The sequence below is a fragment of the Enterococcus sp. 7E2_DIV0204 genome, from assembly GCF_002140855.1.
GTDB classification, from domain to species: Bacteria; Bacillota; Bacilli; order Lactobacillales; family Enterococcaceae; genus Enterococcus_L; species Enterococcus_L lemimoniae.
The window spans coordinates 17204-37014 of the sequence record NZ_NGKY01000006.1 but is presented as its reverse complement, the minus strand read 5'-3'; the positions used below and the strand labels follow the sequence as shown (position 1 = coordinate 37014).

Here is a 19811-nt window from a genome sequence, read left to right as displayed (position 1 = left end):
TCCATTTAGTGGTGAAGGATCGACTATTGACATTTCAGATGATGATTTACCGTTCTAAAAAGTGGTTACAAACATGGTTACAAACGCATTTTTCACAAAGTCGTAAAAATGAGGTTGGCGCTTAGAGCCACAAAGGATTGTTCGAGGTTACAAAAAAAGTTACAAAGTGGTTACACAGAGCAATAAATAACCTCGGATTTGAAAAAATTCCTAAAACTTTTGTAACTGTAACCATGTTTGTAACTTTTCTGTAACCACTCTAAATCTTACTCTCCCAATGGATGTAGCGATTTGGTTACAAAGTTACACCTAGTATATTTAAATACTAATAATATATATAAATAGAAAGATATACCCTTTTTTGTAACTTTTCACAAAGTTTAAAGGGTATATCTGATAAATTACTATTCAAATGTTTAACTAAGTCTACCATGAAAGGAGTGATAAAACAAGTGGGAGAAATAATTTTCGACAAATCGAAAAAGAACTTAAAAAAAATATACAACAGAATCAATTCTACTAGTTTGACAAAATATACGAGAATGGACGAGGTTTTATTTGTGGCCATTGGAGGATACAGCAGAACATTTGAATTGCTCCTTAAAATGGGTTTAGACAAAGAGGACATTGCAACATTTTCTAGTTTGAATTTGTCTCAAAACTTTATTACTGAGACACACAGAAAAAAAGTTGTCTATGTAAAAAAAATAAACTATGTGACCAGTGTCATTAAAGGAAGCACGTATTCCAGTAAAAATCTTGATTTAAATATCGCTGATGCTTTTGAAGAAAGCATGATGATCTATAAAAATGCTGAACGCACTCTTGTTGTTGATAAAAGAAGGGTGGTTTGGGAGAAACCTTCTATAGTAGTCTTGGATGATCAATCACTCAATTTGCAATATGACGGGCACCGTTTTCTTTACCAAAATGAAATTGGGTTTGTGCAAATTAGAAATAGAAATGCTGATCCGGTCGTTATTATTAAAGAATTAGAAAACGTGGAAGAAGCAGATAGAATGATGTTTGCATTGTATCAAAAAGGACTTGTAGCAGAAGAAGAAATTTTAAATGCTCTTACCAAATTACAAGCAACAGTTTTTCGTCAAGTTGATCAAGAGTGGTTCATGAAACCTACAGAATATAAAAGTATTATAGGTTCTCATGAATTGGCGAATGCGATGAAGGATATAAAAGAGTTAGGAATCTATCAATTAACTTCTAATAAAAAAATCGGGCGTGAAAATGCTCGATGGATTGTAATTCCAAATGTCGCATTTGAATTTACTGGTTTTGAATACAAAGACGAGTCTGACCTATTCGAAGAGGAATTACGAACAGAAGAGCAACAAGAAGAGGCTTTGGCTTCTCAACAAGAACAATTACTTCAAAGTATTTTATCAATAGAAATCCCTTTAAATATAAAAAAAGGATTTGTTGGAAGTGAGCTGCAATATAGCCCTTCTGAATCGTTGCAATCTTTCCTCGATGATATCGATAATATCGAAGCTGAAAAAGTCGGAGGAATCGAACTCCTTTCAGGCGCGACTACAGAACAAGAATATAAACATATCAAAAAATACCAACTTGCTTATTTTATCGACGGTACATTCAAAGATAACGAGCGATCAGATAAAAATTACGAAGGTGGTCGTCGTTTAATATCAATTGATATCGATGATGCTGAGTATACCAGGGAAGAAATAGAAAAGAAATTAGAGAGTCAAGGACTGTTCGGTTTAGTTTATCCTACTGCGAAGTACTATTTTGATCGGTCGAATCGTTGGAGAATCATATTGATGTCAGATTGCGAAATGAACAAAGAAGAATATAAAAATGTGGTTACTGGCGTAGCGAAAATGTTGGAGTTGGAAATTGATGAAGCAAGCAAAAAAGTAGCACAACTTATGGGCTATCCACTGGCTTCCTCAGACGTTTCAATGACAATTGGAACAATGGTTAATGTAGATCAGTTCAGACCGTCAGAACGCAAAAAAAGCAGTAAGGTTGTTGATTTTTCAACTAGTACAAAGTCTTTACTAAGTTTTAATCATGCACAAGCAAAATTGTTAACCAAAGTTTTGGATCACGGCATTTCAGAAGGAAGCCGGAACGAAACCTATCGACAAATATACATGTATTTAAAAGACACCTTAGACAATCCTGAAATGGCCAAGTGGCATGAAGAAGCTGCTGAACTGATAGAAAGAACAAAAGCGCAAGCAATCCTGGACGGATTACCTGAAAAAGAAGTGGAAGTGATATATAGATGAGGAACTACTCAAAGGCACTAAAAGCGAATATTGAAAGTACGTACACCTATGCTTTTGTCAAAAATACAAAACAATACAAAGGACGAGCTGATCGCTACAATCCAATTGATTTTTTTGATTATCTTTTGGAAATAGAGAATCCGTTTATGGTTTTTATGGAGCTTGACAGGTACGCGTTCAAAAATGCTAAAAATGCAATTGTGAGATACAACATTAATTTTACAGAAGAACAAGAAAGGGCTGCTAAAGTTTTTGTGGATGTTACTACAAAAATGCAACAAACAAGGAGTGACATCGTAGCCCTTCACATTGATGATCTGAAAGGAACGGGTGTTGTCTTGTATGAAGAGCCATATTATTTAACAACGAAAGACACGTTGTATGTGGCTGAATCGATTCAACGTCTTCCTCGAAATAAATTAACATTTAATCAAGTATATGATCAACATCTGAATTTAAGTAAAGAACAACGAGAAGCATTAGAAATATGTGTAAAACATCAATTTTCATGTATGGTCGGTGGTGCTGGAACTGGAAAAAGTTTTGTAACTGCAGAAATAATCAAACAATTGGAATTGAACGGAAAACATGTAGCTGTATTGGCACCTACTCATAAAGCTAGGGAAGCGTTACAGTCAAAAATAAAAGGTAGTACGGTAAAAGTTCAAACGATCCACAGTTTTGTTTATAACCCTACAAACTGTGATGCAATTGTAATTGATGAGAGCGGGATGTTATCAACACCGTTATTCGCTAAAGTAATGCGAATTTATGACCGGCAACAACTAATCTTCGTTGGTGATAAAAACCAACTTGAGCCGATTGAATATGGACGTCCTTTTGAGAGACTGCAAGAAATTTTTAAAACGGCTGAATTGAAAGAAAATTGGCGGTCTGAATCTGCAGATATCATAGCCTTGGGAAGAGAAATATTAGGGATTCCTCAAAATTCTAATATGCCAATGCCGAACATTGAGGTTGTAAGCAATTCTGATGAAGCATTCAAAAGAGGAGCGGAGGTAGCATTATCCTTTACTAATCATAACGTAAAAGTGATCAATGAACAGCAACGAGTAAAAAATGGTTTTGTTACTGTATCGCCTAACTTCAGTGTTGGTGACATGATCGTTGCGAAGACAAATGAAAAAGACCGGTTCTACAATGGTCAAATTTTTCAAATCATTTCTGCGAACAGCGCCAAAAAGAAAGATAGTGAAGAAATAATTACATTTAAAAATCAAAAAGATTTAGAAAACAATTTCGATTTAGCGTATGGATTAACCATCCATAAATCCCAAGGAAGTGAATGGGATGTAGTTGCTTATCAGCCAAGTGAAAATGATTATCAAAATTTGGCGTATGTTGCTGTTACTCGTGCTAGAAAGACATTGATTATCATCGGTGACGCAATAAAAACGAATTATAAGCCTAATCGAGAATGGAGGCACATTGAATGAATCTTATTGCTTTTGATCAATCAACTACAGCAACAGGATGGTGTGTAATGGAAACGAATAACTCTAAAATTGTAGCTTACGGTGTTATTCGTCCGTTAGGACCAACAAATGAACGTATTCGAGAAATTATAAAAAAATGCATGGTTTTGTGCAAGAAATTTGATGTAGCTTTCGTTTTTATCGAGGGCATACAAGTCCAAAGAAACCCTGTAGTCTATGAAGTTTTGGCAAAACTGAAAGGAACACTCGAGATATGCCTGGAAGAAAAAGGGTATATCGTAAATGTTGTCAAAGCAACAGAATGGAGAAAAAGGGTTGGTATTAAGAATAAGAAGAGAGATCTCGTAAAACAGGAGGCTTTAGATATGGTCAAAGGCATCTATAAAATCGAACCCTCAGAAGATGAGTGTGAGGCAATTCTATTTGCGAGAGCATTTTCAGCAAAGGAGACTGAAGAATGAATAAAGAAGAATTAGTCCGGATTATAAATGAAATGGGTAACAAACTAGAAAAATACAAAAAAAGCTTCGATTGGTTCGAAGACAGCGATCAATTACTAGAGGATTACGAAGAGGCAGTGACGATGGCGCGTCTAATTTTTCTAAGCCTAACACGGGAACAAGAAGGTGAGCCGAATGAATAAGCCAAAGTTTAGAGCGTGGGGGGGCAAAGTAGATGAACGCCAGACAAAAGAAAAAGCAATTGAAGAAATGGGCAATCGCTCATAACCAAGAAGAAATGCTATATTGCGAGTATTGCGGAAAGAAATTAGATATCAAACGCAATAAATACGCATTACGATGGGAAACTTGTGATGAGTATTGCTATCGGGAGCTTTTTAGACTTTATCACTAAATGAGGTGGAGTAGATGAATGATTCTATTGAGTTAGCAAAAGAATTGGTTGATTACACAAAACTAGTAGGCGTTCACAATGAGCATATCCAACAAGTGGCGCAAAAGTTATTAATTAATATTTCTGGGGAAACTAAGGAGGACGCGACACATGGGAAAGATTGAGGAATTGATAGATGAGCTAGAAAATGTAAGTAGTAAATCGATAAATAAAGATTTCGAGGATGGGTATAACGGAGGAATAAGGCATGCTTTAGAGTTAGTCAAAGAGTACAAATCATCACTACCAACCCAACAGGACAAGGTTGTGGTGCCTGAGTTGATTCACAAATGGATTAAACATGTAAAAGGATTAACGTGGGGGCTTGCAGATTTGCTTAACCCAAGTGTTTCTAACAGCTATTTAGCTAGAGATGCTAAGGGGTGGTTAGAAAAAGATAAAATCAATGCTGAAATTTTGGCTCGCGCTTGGTTGGAGGATGATTACACTGTGGAGAAAGAGCAGTTGTATTATATTGAGTTGCCGCTTGAAGGGAGAAAAGTTAGATACTGTGATCGGTTTTTAGACGATCCTAAATCAAGTTTTTTCAGTTCAAGGTATACACCTAAGAAACTTACAGAAAAAGAAATCAAAGCAGTAGACGAGCGTTACTGGTCGTTTGCTGTACCAGTAGAGGAGGAAGAATAAATGAAATTGAAAGAATTACTCTCAGTATTAAATGATGATACAACAGCAGATTTTGAGATAGAAGAAGAAATTTATCCGACAAGAATATTTGTTAAAGATATACCAGAAGTTTACTCACATGCTCTTGATTTTACAGTAACGACAGTTGATCCTGCTGTTAGTTATATACACTATAGTGACGGTGAGCCTGTAATATACATTGTAGCAAAAAAATGGTCAGGAGGACTCGCAATGACAGAGAAAACACTCAAACATGAGCTGTATAAACATGGTAGCTACCTTATAAGCCTGAAAGAATCAGGATCAGAATTTGTCAATATCGATGACGAGATTAAAAAAAATGAAGAACTATTTCAACTGGCATCAAAAAAAGATTTACAACCAGATTTAAGTATTGAAAATAATAACAGTAATCCTACACCTTGGTCACAAATTATGACTGACCACCAACCAGCGTTTTCGGTCGGGGAGTATTACTTTTATAAAAGCATGGAGAATGTGCTACACATCTTAAAAATTACTGCTGTTATGGGTAACATCGTAGAAGCGGGGTTTTTAGATACTGAAACAGGAAAATTAAGCAATGCAAGGATTGAACTTGATAAGAAATATGTACAACCAGCCACCGCCGAACAGATAGCAACGTTTAAACGTGCGAAACACTTTGCCAGTAAAGGGCGTAAGTTGGATGAGTTTCGTGATCGAGACATAGTGAAGTATGAAGAAGAGCTATTTTTCGCAAAGACAACTAGCGAATCGAACTTAATTAGCGTGAGTGGATTTGACGGTTATGGCTGGGATGATATGAACGCTGATGAATTTGACCTCATCCAAACAGCCGAAGAACTGCAGGAGGTAGAAAACAATGAATAAACGACAACAAAAGAAACAATTTAAAAAAGCATTAGATGTTTTAAATGACATCGAACTTTATGAAGCCGACTACGAATCAGAAGGAGTTTTATATATTCTGATTGAAGATAATGAAAACAGCCAATTAATGCTACAAGAATTCTGCGGACTATTAGGGATCAACAAAAATAAATTTATCGCTGCATATGGTGAACATGTGGATGATGGGTATTTAGATTTAGTTAACATTTGGCTTTTTATCACAGAACCTAAAGGCTATACGACATATCATAGCCCGTTAAATGGATTTTCGCTAAATCGTTGCGATGAAAGGAATGAGTAGGGATGGAAGAAGCTTATGGTTATACACAAATGCGAATCAATTATATAAAAGATCATGCTAAGACCATATACGAACAGACTGTGCAGTTGGAAAATACTTGGCATAATCGAAAGAATTTTAGTACAGATGATGAAACCATCAATAAATATTTTGAGAATCAGCGTAAACAGATTGAGGAAAATATCAAGTATTTAAACAGTTATTTGGAGCCGAAAGACTAACTAAACGAAGGGAGTAGGAGATTTCCTGCAGGACTAAAAAGCTTTTTACTCCTTTGTGATTATGATACAAACTTTAGAATTATTCGGTGGTGTTGGATCACCATTTAAAGCGTTAAAAAATTTAGGCATCCCAGCAAAGGCAATTGATTATGTTGAGATAGACCAAAAAGCTGTAGATAGCTATAACGCAATTTTTGCAGAGGACCTGCTCTATAAAACTCAATCAGTTGTCGGATGGAACCTCAAACCAGATATTCTTATCCACGGCTCGCCTTGCCAAGATATTAGTATTGCAGGCCAACGATTAGGTGCAGATGCTAACAGCGGTACACGTTCGAGTCTGATGTGGGAAACGATCAACATTATTAGACAGCTGGGCGAGTGGCGACCAAAGATAGTAATTTGGGAAAACGTCAAAGCTGTATTACACAAGAACATGAGATCCAATTTCAATAAATATTTGGAAGAAATGGAGAAGCTAGGATATTCCAATAGTTTCAAGTGTTTAGATGCTAGGGACTTCGGACTACCGCAAGCAAGGCAAAGAGTATTTACTATTTCGACCTTAAACGCCGAACCATTCAATTTTGATTTACTTAGGAAAAGACCTATGCGAAATATCAATGAGTTTCTGCTAGATAGCTCAACTGTTGATGACGTTTACACAGTTACTCAGCCTAGTATACTTTCAGTCATTGGCAAAAAGGGAATCAAGAGAGCGACGGTTATCGAAGATTTTGCCTACACGATCACAACCAGACAGGATCGTAGCCCGGCGCAAGTAGTTGATTGCGGTAATGATCGTTTCCGATATCTCACTGAGTTGGAGTGCTGGCGACTACAAGGGTATAGTGACGAGGATTATTATCGTGCTGCATCCGCTCATAAACGGAATGGCAGATTTACAATGCCATTGTATAAGCAATCTGGTAACAGCATTCCAGTAACGTTTTTTGAAAGTATATTCGAGGTGATTCTATGAAAAACATTGAATTTTGGGCAACGCCTAGCAATGTAAAACGTGACAAAGGCAAGAGGACGGCTGCTGTTAGATTGGATGGTGATAGCTGTGACTAAAAAAATATTAGATGCTTGTTGCGGTAGTCGAATGTTTTGGTACGACAAACAAAATAAAGATGTCCTCTACATGGATAACCGACAACTAGATGATACTCTCTGTGATGGTCGATCGCTAAAGGTTGAACCTGATGTAGAAGCAGACTTTAGAAATATGCCGTTTCCCGACAATACTTTTTATCATGTGGTGTTTGATCCACCTCATTTGTTAAAAGCAGGTGAAAATAGTTGGTTGGCCAAGAAATACGGAAAGCTAAACGAGAGGACTTGGAAAGCAGATATCAGCCAAGGATTTGACGAATGCATGAGAGTCCTTAAGCCTAACGGCACACTTGTTTTTAAGTGGAATGAGGACCAAATAAAACTAGCTGAGATTTTAAAGGTGATTGATCATGATCCGCTTTACGGCAACAAGAGAGCGAAAACTCATTGGATTGTATTTATGAAAGAGGCGATAGCTGATGATTAAAAAAGGCATGAAAGTAAAATATATCGGAACTGGGGTACGTAAATATACTGGTCAACTACTAGAAGTAAAGTCTGTCGGTAAGAATTGTGTGATCCTGTATTTCCCCAAAGCTGACAGGCATCAAGTGGCGATCGAGCATGGTGGAATTTGGAAAGCAGAAACGCTGCTATGTGGACATAGTGAGGTTGAGGAGGTAGAGAATGTTTAATGTATTTAAGAAGAAACCAGAGGAAGAAACACAACTTACGGATCAAATATCGGTTGATAATTTAAAAGCCTATGTTGTCCAGGGATATGATAAAGAAAAAGAATTACAAAGCAAGTTAGATCGAAAAGAGCAAGAAATTAATGACCTAAAAGTAAAAATTGAAGAATTGGATGCGTTGAAAGTAGTTCTTGAAAATAAAGAGCGGATCATCAGAGAGTTAAACTACAAGTATGAAAAAGTTGGAGCTTTAGAAAAGCAAATAATCGATACAGACAATAAATGGAATGACCAAGTCATAAAGAACAGAGAACTTAGGAATCAGATTTCAAAAATGGAGCAAGAAAGAAGAACGATTGAGCCTATTATTAGAAGTTCTGAAAGAGGAGTGGTTATTTCTCGAATCACAGAACGTATTGAAAACCACAAAGGAAATTTAAGCAAAGCTAAGGCCATTGAGATAATCAAAGCAAAATGAGCAGGCAGCAGGCGTTTGGTGGATTGTTTAAATGATATAGGAGGGAGCAAGTGCTTATGGAGCAAGGTATTTACTTTTTAATGGGATTCATATTGGCTAGTTGGATTACTCTTAACTTAACTAAAAGAATCGAACAAAAAATAGGTTTGCAAATTATCAAGAGCATTCAAGAGTCAGTAAATGATCACATAACTGTACTTGAAGAAGTACAGGATGCTACAGGTAAAACCTGGTATATAGATGGTGGACTTACTACGGCAAAATCAATTGCCAAAATTGTTGATGACTACTTGGAGTTTTACAAAGATAGAGATTGGGAGGGATAGCAGATTGGGCAAATACTACAAAGTGAGCGAAGAAGCCAAGAACTATGCTAGAAAAGTTCTAAGACTTCATAACTACGAAAAGAAGCAGATTAAAAAAATTGAGGAAAGTTTGCGTTATCCTTATCAGGAAACTGATGAAAATATCGGCGGTTCAAGAGTTAGTTCAAATATAGCGCCGCAAGAAGCAGAAGCTGAACGAGTATGGACTAACGAAGAGTTTCTAGCCACCGTTAAGCATGTGAGCGTTGTAGATAATTTCCTTGAAGATATTTCAGATGAAGCAGTTAATCTTATTAGAAACAGATATCTAAGTGATAACGGTAGTAAAGAGCGCAGACCTAAAGAGTTGCCTAACTGGGTCAAAGTATCAAAGCTAGTCCATTTATCAGAAGATGCATGTAAAAAACAAGATTCTTTGCTCGTTAATTCTTTAGCTAAGCGGTTCAATTTGAAGTAATGGCACGAATGGGGGTGTAAATCAGGCACACAACTAGGTAAAAAGACGGCACACAACACCCTTATAATAATGATATATTGATATTATGAAATACTAAGATAAACCATCCAAAGCAAACAATTACACACACAACTCATTTACGATAGTTGCTTAGTTGGTTATCGCCACTCACAGGTAAATACCTAGTTTACAGCCTGTGGGTGGGTACATATAAAAATATTAGGAGTTGATAAAATGAACGATCAAATTGAAAATAACTTTAAATATCATGCACCAAAAGAAGGTCAAACAGAAAAGTACAATGAGTTACGAACGAAAGCGAAGGAACTGGCATATTTGATTGACGAGGTTTGTCCAGACAGTCGTGAAAAATCATTAGCGACAACCAAACTAGAAGAGTCCGTTATGTGGGCTAATGCTAGTGTAGCAAGAAATTAATTTTCGGGTGCTTTGCGCCTGCAGAGCCATTCGCATAAGCGGTGGCTTTTTATACAGAATTGAAGAGGTGTGATTGTAGTGAAGTTGATAAAATTTTTTAAATTAGCTAGCCCTATTTGCTTACATTCGTGGGAAAGTCAACGGTTAGGAATGAATCGAAAATGTAGTAAGTGCAATAAAGAATTATTCGGCAATCTCACGTTACGTCACGGTGACTGGATAATAAATTTAAATAAAGATAAGTAGATCACTCATTGAGTGGTCTTTTTGTTTGGAGGAGAATATGAGTAAAGCTAAAAAATATAGAGACGATGAATACTACACTACAAAAGAAGCCGCTATGAAGTTCTTTGATTTGGTGGTTGTTCCGAGTGGAATTTTAAAACATAAAACCATTGTTATGCCGTTTTCTAGTGAAGAAAGCGAACTGTATATTGTGGCCAAAGAGTATCATCAAAATGTGGTGCCTTTTACAGGTGATACTGATTTATGGCAACAGATAGATAAATATAACGACGTTGCAGTTGTGGATAATCCACCGTTCTCATTATCTGTTTTGATTGAAAAAGAATATATTGAAAGTAACATCCCTTTTATTTTATTCAGAAGTGCAGTAACGTATCCAATATTTCTTTTTCAATCAGAAAATGCTGGAATTATCTATCATAACGGAGAAGATGAAATTCAGTTTGAATGGGGATTTGCTAAATATATTATCGGAGACAAATATATAGCAGAACAGTATCCTAATTTGTTAGACAACCTAAAACATCACGGTATTTTACAAAAGAAAGTACCGGTCGGTTTCTCGTTTTTCAAAACAGATTATGACTTTAAAATAAATACTATCACATTCAACAAACTAAAATATCCTAATAAAAAAGACAAGTACATGTTTATGACTCAAGGCGTTTATGATGATAAAACAAAGCTTGAAATTAAGGATGACGGAAGGGTTCATTGTACGTCGTATTAATAACTAACCGTCATTCGTGGCGGTTGTTTTAGTTAAAGAGAAGGAGGTGAACAACATGACGAATGAGCTTATTGATGAAATGGTTTACTTGGCTAACAATTTAATGAGTGATTGGCCGCCAGCTAGGAACATGCAAAGAAAATTTATATTAGCATATATTGCTAATGGTTTTACAAACGGATCAGAAGCTGCAAAGACAGCTGGTTATAGCCCTAAAACAGCAAACACTTTAGCTTCTAACATGCTTACAGGTATGAATAAGTATGAACACATTCCACCAGTAGTAAAAGAGCTAAAGAATGCCTATGATGATCGATCGGTTGAGTTATCTATAGCAACTGGAACGGAGGTATTGCAATATCTTACTTCTGTGATGAGAGGCGAAAAAACTGAAACTGTGGCGACAGCAAAAGGATTGTACGAAGGTGTAGAACTTTCAGCTAAAGATAAGATCAAAGCTGCAGAACTATTGGGCAAACGTCATGCGCTGTTCACTGACAAAGTTGATATCGCTGGAGATATTGGCGTAACGATTGTGGATGATATCTGATGGCAATGGCAGCGAATCGAATCAAAATTTCAGATATCATTACAGAACCGTTCAAAGAATTTTGGATTGTGTCGAGATGTAAAGAACATCTGCGGCATGTGCTAAAAGGTGGACGCGGTTCTGGTAAGTCGTTTCATATTCCGCTAAGAATCCTAGTGGATATTATGGAATACCCCGTATCTGCAGTTGGAATCCGTAAGGTTCAAAACACATTATTAAAATCAGTATACGCAAACTTCAAGGGTGCTGCTAACGTCTTAGGCGTTCGGCATCTTTTTCGTTTTGTAGATTCAAGGTTAGAAATCACTTATCGCCCAAGAGGTAATAAGATTTACTGTATGGGCGCTGATGATCCAGACAAAATAAAGTCTATTAAAGATGCAGATTTCCCTTTGGCGATCGCTTGGTTTGAAGAACTGGCAGAATTTAAAAGCGAAGATGAAGTCACTTCGATTGAGAATTCTATTCTACGTGAAGAGTTAGAAGGGAAAATCACTAGTGAGGCTGACAGGAAGAAAGCTTATCCTTTCGATTATAGCTTTTATTACTCATACAATCCGCCTAAACGCCGACAATCGTGGGTAAATAAGAAATACGAAAGTAGCTTCATTGATAAAAATACCTATATACACCATTCAACATACCTAACGAATCCTCATCTATCTAAAAAATTTATTGAAGAGGCTGAAAACGTCAAAGAGCGAAAGCCTTTAAAATATCGTTGGGAATACTTGGGCGAAGCAATCGGCTCTGGTGTAGTACCGTTTGACAATTTACAAGTCGAAGCAGGTTCTATCACAGATGAGATGGCAGCAAACTTTGATAACATCCGAAATGCTGTCGATTTCGGTTATGCTACTGATCCACTGGCATTCGTTCGTTGGCACTACGACAAAAAGAAGAATGGTATTTATGCAATTGATGAAATATACGGCGTTAAGATCAGCAATCGTGAGTTTGCTAAGAAATTAAATGATAAAGGTTACCAGTCAGACAGGATGTTTGCTGATTCGGCTGAACCTAAATCTATTGCTGAGTTAGCCAATGAACATGGCATTAAAAAGATTACTGGCGTTAAGAAAGGTCCTGACTCAGTGGAATACGGGGAAGAGTGGTTAGATGATTTAGACTTTATCTGTATTGATCCACTAAGAACGCCAAACATTGCCCGAGAGTTTGAAAACATTGATTATCAAACAGATAAAGACGGCAACCCTAAGCCGAGGCTTGAGGATAAGGACAATCACACGATTGATGCCACGCGTTATGCGTTTAGTGAGGATATGTGGGCTAAGAGAAAATCGACTATTACGAAAAAACAAATCAATCAAATTAAACGTATGTTTTAAAGGAGTGTGAACAATGGAAAACGAAAATGAAGAAATTCTAAAAGTTAATGAGTTTGAACACGGTTCGGACATCAGCTATTCAAGTGATGTGAATGAAAACTTTGTTAGCTTCAGCGTAGAATCTAACATCCACTATAGATATAGTTCTGCAGAAGATTTATTGAAGGACACTGACGTTTTGGCGAAAATGATTGCACATCATAATGAACACCAAGTTCCACGTTTGCAGGTCTTGGATGATTATTATAAAGCTAAAAATACAAACATCATCAAAAATCGACGCCGCAAAGAAGAGGAAAAGGCTGATCATCGTGCAGCGCATAACTTCGGTAAGGTTCTTGCTACGTTTGATGTTGGGTACAATACAGGTAATCCTTTAAAAGTCCAAATCGATAACGATGATAGTCAAATGACAATTGATGAATTTAATCAAGATAACGACATTGACGGGTTAAACGGTGAATTGTGGTTAGATATGGATAAGTACGGTCGAGCTTATGAAATCATATATCGAGACGAAGACGACGTTGATTATGTGGATCTATGTAACGTTTTTGAGACTTTTGTTGTCTATGATACAACAGTTAAACGTAGACCTATACTCGCCGTTAGATATCCCAAAACGAAATTTACTGTAGATGCTGATAAACAGTATATTCAGCCAATCATTTACACGAAAGATAAAATCATCACTTATGATGAAACTACGATTGCAACGACTGAACTAAATAATCCGGCTGAAGATCATCACGATTATAAAGAAGTCCAGATAACCGAGTTTTCACCTAATCGGTTCCGAATGGGTCTATATGAGGATGTTTTATCTCAGATTGATCTTTACGACGCTGGACAATCAGACACAGCTAATTACATGACCGATCTAAACGATGCATTGCTGGTAATCAGCGGGGACATTGAAGCGGCAGGACTGACAACCGAGGATGCTATAAAGCAAAAAGAAGCCAATATGTTGTTGCTTGAATCTGGTACCGATATTAACGGAAATAAAACCTCTGTTACTGCTAGCTATATTTACAAGCAGTACGATGTAAACGGTGTTGAAGCATACAAAGAACGTGTGAGAAAAGGAATCCATGAAATCTCTATGATTCCAGACTTAACGGATACAAACTTCTCTGGTGTTCAATCAGGAGAAGCAATGAAATATAAAATGTTTGGTTTTAATCAAATGACGGCAGTGAAGCAAAGACTATTTAAAAAAAGTCTTGTGCGGCGCTACCGTCTTTTGTTCAATTTGAAATCAAGCGTATCAGAGATTGACAATTCTGATTTAAAAGGTTTGCGTATTATCTTTACTCCTAATCTACCTAAAGCCATCCTGGAAGAATTAAAAACATTGATTGATTCTGGAGCCGAACTAAGTCAGGAGACAATTTTAGGGCTGGCCTCGTTTATTGATGATGTTCAAGCAGAAATCGATCGAGTGAAATCAGAAAATCAACCAGTTCCAGGGACTGATCAGGAGAAGGAACAGTTAAAAAAAGAACAAGCAGAATTTTTAGCCAAACAGGAACAACCGAAGGAGGACTGATCTAAATGTCCTATTTAAAAGATCGTGAAGATGCTTGGATTAAAGAACAGATACAACTTGATAAAGTTCGGGAAAAGGAAATTGTAAAGCAACTGCAAAGTGCAATTGATGCGATCCAAACTGAAATCGAAGCTAACTGGGATCGATTTTCTAACGGTCAAAGAATTACAATTAGCGAAGCTCGAAAACGTGCTGATCAAATGGACGTCAAAAAATTTGAAAGAAAAGCGAAAGAATACGTTAAAAATAAAGATTTCAGCCCACAAGCGAACAAAGAACTAAAAATTTACAATCTTGTTATGAGAGTATCGAGACTAGAACTACTGAAGGCTCAACTGGGATTAGAACTCGTTTCTTTATTTGACGGTCTTGATAAATGGGGCTATGGCCAGTTGTCAGAAGCAGTCAAACAAGAATACATTCGTCAAGCAGGAATTTTAGGTAGTACTTTAGACAAAGACTACGCAAAGAAGGTTTCATCCATAGTGAATTCGTCATTTAAGACAAGTGACTATCCATCCTTTAGTGATAATATTTGGCAGAATTTTACTGAAATGAAAGCTGATCTAGAAAAATTATTGACCCGAGCAATTACACAGGGGAAAAACCCCAGAACAGTAGCAAAAGAATTGGCTAAGTTTCTAAAGCCGAATCAAGAAAATATAAGGTACAAGCTCAATCGATTAATGATCACTGAAATGACATCCATTCAAACGGATATTCAAAAGCAAAGTTATTTAGATGCTGGAATAGACGAGTACACTTATATCGCTGAGCCGTCTGCTTGTGAAGTATGCAAGAAAGTAGCTAAAGGTAGCCCATATAAAGTTGTGAAAATGAATAAAGGAGTAAATGCCCCTTATATGCATCCGTTTTGTAAATGTTCCACGGCTCCCCTTGTGGATCGTGAAGAGTATGAAAAATCACTGAAAGAGAGGGGATTATAGAATGGTCAAACAAATGTATGTATGTAATAAGTGTGGTAAGCATACGACGTTAGTGCAGAAATTCGACATTTTACCAAACAGTGTCGAACATCATTATGCTGAATGTCAGTCATGTGGATATCGTTCAACTATCTTTTATACGGATCCTGAAATTAAAGCACTGATGTATCAGCAAAAAAATACTAAGTTTTTCACCAAGAAAAAAGAACGATTAACAAAAAAGATTCAAAAGTTGATGGATGATTTGAAACATCAAATAGAGGACAATTCAGATGAGTGATCAAAATTTGAGTAAGTCTATATCAGAATTTATTTCAAGAGTTGCAATAGGAACTAGAATGGACCTATTCATAGAATACTTAGCTAAACAATTAAATAAATTATAAAGTCTAGCAGATCACTAGGCTTTTTATTATGCCTTTTCTTGCTGTAGGCGTTAAAGAACAGCCTGTTTCGAGTGACTGGCGTAACCAATCAAATTTATCGGGTAACGGCGTAACCGTGGAGGAATAATCATGAAAAAACGTTTATTAATGCCTTTAAACTTACAATACTTTGCTGATCCAGAAGGAGGCAGTGAGCCAGGAGGGCAAGGAGCAGCGCCGGCAGCTGATCCGAATTCAATTGACCCTGAAAATCCAGCTGATCCAGATAAAAAAGGTGAAGAGGGCAAAACATTTACTCGTGATGAAGTAGCCAAAATGATTGCTGCTGAAAAGAATAAAGCTCAAAAAGCTTGGGAAAAAGAACAACAAGAAAAACAGGCAGAAGCTGAAAAGCTAGCTAAGATGAATGCTCAGGAAAAAGCTGAACATGAAAAGAAACAGCTAGAAGAAAAGATTGCAGAATTAGAACGTGGTCAAGCTTTAGTAGCTATGACAAAAGAAGCGTCTAAAATGCTGTCAGAGGCTAGTTTGCCACACGATGATGATTTACTCGGCTTGCTTGTTTCAGACGACGCAGAAGCTACAAAACAAGCTGTCGCTATCGTTACAAATTATGTATCAATGATCAAGAAAGAAAATGCTCGTCAAAAAACACCAGGTGAAGGTGGTCAATTTTCGTCTGACAAAAAAGAAAACAAATCAGTTGCAGCCCTTGCAGCAAGTACACGAATTGTAAAATAGGAGGAAATACAAATGAAGAAAAAACAATTAATGAAAATGGATATTCAAATGTTTGCTCAAACATGGAATCCAGACAACGTAACAGTATTAGAGAAAAAAGACGGAACGATTCCAGATAAGTACAACACGTTAATTTTAAAAGATGTAATGGAAAATTCTAAGTTGATGCAATTGGCAAAATATGAAGAAATGGACAGCAAAGAAAAGAAATTTGAATACTTTGCAGAAGGTCCTGGAGCTTATTGGGTTGGTGAAGGTGAAAAGATCAAGACGTCTAAACCAAAATGGTTAAATGTTACTATGGTAGCTAAAAAAGTAGGTGTTATTATTCCGGTTTCTCGGGAGTATTTAACTTATAAGATGTCTGATTTCTTTACTCAAATGCAACCGAAAATTTCAGAAGCATTCTATAAGAAAATCGATGCAGCTACAATCCTTGATAAAGAGAATCCATTTCCACAGTCAATCGAAAAATCTGTTGTTGCAGCCGGTAATGTTGTTGAAGGTGGTTTAACATATGACAATATTTTAGAGCTAGAGGATTTACTTGGTGAAGGTGAGTTTGATCCGAATGCGTTCATTTCTAATCGAAAAAATCGCACAGAATTACGTGAAGCAAGCAAGAAAATTGGTGACACAACTCAATTTATTTATGATCGTGCTAGCAATACAATTGATGGACTACCTGTGGCAGATCTTAAATCTATGGAGAAAGGGAACCTTTACACTGGTGATTTTGATTACTTGCGGTATGGTATTCCTTTTAACATTAGTTTCAAGATTTCAGAAGAAGCTCAATTATCCACTTTAACAAACGAAGACGGTACACCAGTTAACTTGTATGAGCAAGAATTAGTTGCTTTGCGAGCTACAATGGACATTGGATTCATGGTTATTAAGGATGAAGCGTTCGGTAAAATCAAACCAGCTGCAGTAGTTCCGGAAGGGTAGTGATTAAATGGCTAAATACAAAGTATTAAAAGACTTTCGACTATTAGAAAATCAAAAAGTTTCAGGAGTTGGCGAAATAGTCACTAAAGGGACTGTTATCGATATTACTGCTAAAAGAGCGGCAGCTGTTGAGAAAAATCTTGATAGCTCTTATCTTGAACGGTTATCTGATGAAAAGTAGGTGATCATTCATGGCAGACAAAACTAGTTCAATCGCTGCAGATGTTAAAAAGCTTTTAAATGGCTCAATCGATGATAAGTTAGAAATAATTGAAAAAAGGACAAAGGAGCGTCTAGCTTCATTGTTAGGCGTTTCCAACGTTCCATCCGAGTTTGAATATATTTCCTATGAGGTTACTCTTAAACGGTTCAATCGAATTGGCAACGAGGGGATGCAGTCATATTCTCAAGAAGGTTTGTCGATGGCATTTCCAGATTCTGATTTTTCAGAATATCAAGATACGATCGATGAATATCGCCGAAAAGACGAAGAAGCCTTTTATAAGCCGAAAAAAGGAGGCTTCTTTTTCAGATGAGATATGACAAACCAATCTTTTTTGTCAAGGATTCCTCTGAATCTTATTATGATACAGAAATCGGGGTATGGGTTGAAGCTGGTCCTAAAAAAACGCCAGCAGATGTAAACGTTACTGATTTAGGAACGGATCGTTCTATTACTTTATTTGGAAGCATAAAACAAGGGGCTAAGGTAATTCGGACTCAGCCCCTCTTTTCTGTACCTAAATGGGATCACATTGAATATGGTGGGAAGAAATACCAACTAACTACGGAACGAACTCCTAGCGAAAGGCATAGCTTAATCGTGGAAGAAGTGATTAAGGATGGCTAAAGGAGCATCATTTAAAGTTAACGGTCTTACAGCTTTATCTAAAAAGCTAAAGAAAAACGCCACAATGGATGATGTAAAAACCATTGTAAAGACAAATACAGCAGAATTGACTGCAAGTATGCAGAATGAGGCGCAGCTAGTTTTAACAGGTCACTGGGAAGGCAAGAAATTTGTCAAACCAACTGGAGCAACTAAGCGTAGTATTACGATGCATATATCTAATAATGGTTTAACTGGACATACAGGACCGAAAACGGAATACGCACCTTATTTGATTCGTGGTACAAGGTATATGGTTAAACGAGATTTCTTTTTACCACCACTTCGTAAACAAAAACAGAAGTTTAAATCAGATTTAGAAAGGTTGATGCAATAGTGATCAAAACTAGAGACCAATCAATCTTTGATGCAGTATTTAAAAAGTCAACCGAATTAGGATACAAGACGTATGACTATAAACCTATGGACGATATTCAGTATCCATTTGTTGAATTTGAAGACACCCAAACAATTCATCAACCCAACAAAACAGATATTAAAGGATCAGTCACTCTGAATCTGTCTGTGTGGGGGTTAGTTAAAAAACGTAAACAAATATCAGACATGGCTTCAGCAATATTTGCTGAGGCTTTATCTATTTCTAAAACAGAGGGCTATAACTGGTCGCTCAATATACAAGCGAGTGATATTCGTTTAATTGATGACCTATCCACTAACACACCACTAAAACGGGCAATGATTGCTCTGGAATTCAAAATATTATAAGAGAGTAGGAATAAGAATGGCAAATGAAGCAAAAGTAGCGGCTAAAGGTATTGATATTATCTTGCTTTTCCGTTTATTAAAAAATTCAAAAGACGAAGCAGCATGGAAGTTAGCTTTTCAAACAGAACATGAAAACACAAAAACAAAAGATAGTGATTCTGTAGCAACCAAAGATGGCCCGATTCGTATTCCTGGTTCATTAGAAATTGATTTCTCTGCAACGTCCATCTTATCAACTAATGACCCATACGTTGATCAATTAGAAGAAGCGTTGGACAATGACGAGATTATTGAAATCTGGGAAATTAACAAGGCGGAAAAAGGCACAGGAGAGAACGCTGATAAGTACAAAGCGACTTATTTCCAAGGTTATGTGACTTCATTTGGGAAATCACCAAATGCAGAAGATACGGTAGAAGTTTCTCTAGAATTCGGGATTAACGGTAAAGGTGCTAAAGGTTTTGCCACATTAACTGCAGATCAAGAAGAAGTAGTTCAATACGTATTTAAGGATACAACGAAAGAAACAGCTACAGTCCCAGAAGGTTAGATAAATATTTTGTGAGAAGGCTAGTATTTGCTAGTCTTCTTTTATTTTAGGAGGAA

General features: G+C 36.7%; 30 protein-coding genes. All 30 read left to right on the top strand.

Annotated features, from left to right (window positions below; genetic code table 11):
* Positions 1-452: 452 nt before the first annotated feature.
* A complete protein-coding gene (locus A5819_RS18770) occupies positions 453-2273 on the top strand; it encodes a hypothetical protein (RefSeq protein ID WP_139843309.1) in 1821 nt (606 codons plus the stop codon).
* Positions 2270-3730 carry an ATP-dependent RecD-like DNA helicase gene (locus tag A5819_RS18765; protein WP_086279645.1) on the top strand — a complete coding sequence of 487 codons (1461 nt, stop codon included), beginning with the start codon at positions 2270-2272 and terminating at the stop codon, positions 3728-3730. Before A5819_RS18770 ends, A5819_RS18765 begins: the two co-directional genes overlap by 4 nt.
* Entirely contained in the window at positions 3727-4191 is a 465-nt protein-coding gene (locus A5819_RS18760; protein ID WP_086279644.1) for a crossover junction endodeoxyribonuclease RuvC, read from the top strand. The genes A5819_RS18765 and A5819_RS18760 overlap by 4 nt, the downstream gene beginning before the upstream one ends.
* Positions 4188-4373, top strand: a complete 186-nt coding sequence (locus tag A5819_RS18755) for a hypothetical protein (protein WP_086279643.1) — start codon at positions 4188-4190, stop codon at positions 4371-4373. Before A5819_RS18760 ends, A5819_RS18755 begins: the two co-directional genes overlap by 4 nt.
* A 226-nt stretch (positions 4374-4599) precedes the next feature.
* Entirely contained in the window at positions 4600-4749 is a 150-nt protein-coding gene (locus A5819_RS19460; protein ID WP_176271475.1) for a hypothetical protein, read from the top strand.
* Entirely contained in the window at positions 4736-5272 is a 537-nt protein-coding gene (locus A5819_RS18750) for a DUF1642 domain-containing protein (RefSeq protein ID WP_086279642.1), read from the top strand. Before A5819_RS19460 ends, A5819_RS18750 begins: the two co-directional genes overlap by 14 nt.
* Complete coding sequence (locus tag A5819_RS18745) at positions 5273-6145, top strand: hypothetical protein (protein ID WP_086279641.1); 873 nt, start codon at positions 5273-5275, stop codon at positions 6143-6145.
* Positions 6138-6467, top strand: coding sequence for a hypothetical protein (locus tag A5819_RS18740; protein WP_086279640.1), 330 nt, complete (start codon positions 6138-6140; stop codon positions 6465-6467). Before A5819_RS18745 ends, A5819_RS18740 begins: the two co-directional genes overlap by 8 nt.
* A gap of 2 nt (positions 6468-6469) precedes the next feature.
* Entirely contained in the window at positions 6470-6688 is a 219-nt protein-coding gene (locus A5819_RS18735) for a hypothetical protein (RefSeq protein WP_086279639.1), read from the top strand.
* 61 nt (positions 6689-6749) lie between these two features.
* Entirely contained in the window at positions 6750-7670 is a 921-nt protein-coding gene (gene dcm, locus A5819_RS18730; RefSeq protein WP_086279742.1) for a DNA (cytosine-5-)-methyltransferase, read from the top strand.
* A gap of 126 nt (positions 7671-7796) precedes the next feature.
* Positions 7797-8234, top strand: coding sequence for a methyltransferase domain-containing protein (locus tag A5819_RS18720; RefSeq protein WP_217808598.1), 438 nt, complete (start codon positions 7797-7799; stop codon positions 8232-8234).
* Entirely contained in the window at positions 8227-8442 is a 216-nt protein-coding gene (locus tag A5819_RS18715) for a hypothetical protein (protein WP_086279637.1), read from the top strand. Before A5819_RS18720 ends, A5819_RS18715 begins: the two co-directional genes overlap by 8 nt.
* Positions 8435-8917 carry a hypothetical protein gene (locus A5819_RS18710; protein ID WP_086279636.1) on the top strand — a complete coding sequence of 161 codons (483 nt, stop codon included), beginning with the start codon at positions 8435-8437 and terminating at the stop codon, positions 8915-8917. The genes A5819_RS18715 and A5819_RS18710 overlap by 8 nt, the downstream gene beginning before the upstream one ends.
* 56 nt (positions 8918-8973) lie before the next feature.
* Positions 8974-9243, top strand: a complete 270-nt coding sequence (locus A5819_RS19455; RefSeq protein WP_139843557.1) for a hypothetical protein — start codon at positions 8974-8976, stop codon at positions 9241-9243.
* Between the two features lie 4 nt (positions 9244-9247).
* A complete protein-coding gene (locus A5819_RS18705; RefSeq protein WP_176271476.1) occupies positions 9248-9700 on the top strand; it encodes a hypothetical protein in 453 nt (150 codons plus the stop codon).
* Positions 9701-9934: 234 nt separating this feature from the next.
* On the top strand, positions 9935-10138 hold the full coding sequence (locus A5819_RS18700) for a hypothetical protein (RefSeq protein ID WP_086279634.1): 204 nt from the start codon (positions 9935-9937) through the stop codon (positions 10136-10138).
* Between the two features lie 283 nt (positions 10139-10421).
* The gene (locus A5819_RS18695) at positions 10422-11114 is read left to right on the top strand and encodes a hypothetical protein (protein WP_086279633.1); all 693 of its coding nucleotides are present in this window, start codon (positions 10422-10424) and stop codon (positions 11112-11114) included.
* Between the two features lie 55 nt (positions 11115-11169).
* Positions 11170-11664 carry a terminase small subunit gene (locus A5819_RS18690; RefSeq protein ID WP_254907348.1) on the top strand — a complete coding sequence of 165 codons (495 nt, stop codon included), beginning with the start codon at positions 11170-11172 and terminating at the stop codon, positions 11662-11664.
* Between the two features lie 5 nt (positions 11665-11669).
* The gene (locus A5819_RS18685) at positions 11670-13013 is read left to right on the top strand and encodes a PBSX family phage terminase large subunit (protein ID WP_086279738.1); all 1344 of its coding nucleotides are present in this window, start codon (positions 11670-11672) and stop codon (positions 13011-13013) included.
* Between the two features lie 34 nt (positions 13014-13047).
* Complete coding sequence (locus tag A5819_RS18680; RefSeq protein WP_254907349.1) at positions 13048-14565, top strand: phage portal protein; 1518 nt, start codon at positions 13048-13050, stop codon at positions 14563-14565.
* 5 nt (positions 14566-14570) lie between these two features.
* Positions 14571-15512: a minor capsid protein gene (locus tag A5819_RS18675; RefSeq protein ID WP_086279631.1), complete on the top strand. Its 942-nt coding sequence runs from the start codon at positions 14571-14573 to the stop codon at positions 15510-15512.
* Between the two features lies 1 nt (position 15513).
* Positions 15514-15792, top strand: a complete 279-nt coding sequence (locus tag A5819_RS18670; protein ID WP_086279630.1) for a hypothetical protein — start codon at positions 15514-15516, stop codon at positions 15790-15792.
* Positions 15793-16027: 235 nt separating this feature from the next.
* Positions 16028-16639 carry a DUF4355 domain-containing protein gene (locus tag A5819_RS18665; RefSeq protein ID WP_086279629.1) on the top strand — a complete coding sequence of 204 codons (612 nt, stop codon included), beginning with the start codon at positions 16028-16030 and terminating at the stop codon, positions 16637-16639.
* Between the two features lie 12 nt (positions 16640-16651).
* Positions 16652-17590 carry a phage major capsid protein gene (locus A5819_RS18660; protein ID WP_086279628.1) on the top strand — a complete coding sequence of 313 codons (939 nt, stop codon included), beginning with the start codon at positions 16652-16654 and terminating at the stop codon, positions 17588-17590.
* A 7-nt stretch (positions 17591-17597) separates the two neighbouring features.
* Entirely contained in the window at positions 17598-17771 is a 174-nt protein-coding gene (locus A5819_RS19450; RefSeq protein ID WP_176271517.1) for a hypothetical protein, read from the top strand.
* A gap of 10 nt (positions 17772-17781) precedes the next feature.
* On the top strand, positions 17782-18126 hold the full coding sequence (locus A5819_RS18655; protein WP_086279627.1) for a phage head-tail connector protein: 345 nt from the start codon (positions 17782-17784) through the stop codon (positions 18124-18126).
* Positions 18123-18440, top strand: coding sequence for a hypothetical protein (locus tag A5819_RS18650; RefSeq protein WP_086279626.1), 318 nt, complete (start codon positions 18123-18125; stop codon positions 18438-18440). Before A5819_RS18655 ends, A5819_RS18650 begins: the two co-directional genes overlap by 4 nt.
* Positions 18433-18816 (top strand): hypothetical protein, encoded by a 384-nt coding sequence (locus A5819_RS18645; RefSeq protein WP_086279625.1) that lies wholly within the window; start codon positions 18433-18435, stop codon positions 18814-18816. Before A5819_RS18650 ends, A5819_RS18645 begins: the two co-directional genes overlap by 8 nt.
* Entirely contained in the window at positions 18816-19205 is a 390-nt protein-coding gene (locus A5819_RS18640; protein WP_086279624.1) for a phage capsid protein, read from the top strand. The genes A5819_RS18645 and A5819_RS18640 overlap by 1 nt, the downstream gene beginning before the upstream one ends.
* A 16-nt stretch (positions 19206-19221) precedes the next feature.
* Positions 19222-19755, top strand: a complete 534-nt coding sequence (locus A5819_RS18635; RefSeq protein ID WP_086279623.1) for a phage major tail protein, TP901-1 family — start codon at positions 19222-19224, stop codon at positions 19753-19755.
* The last annotated feature ends 56 nt before the right edge of the window (positions 19756-19811 follow it).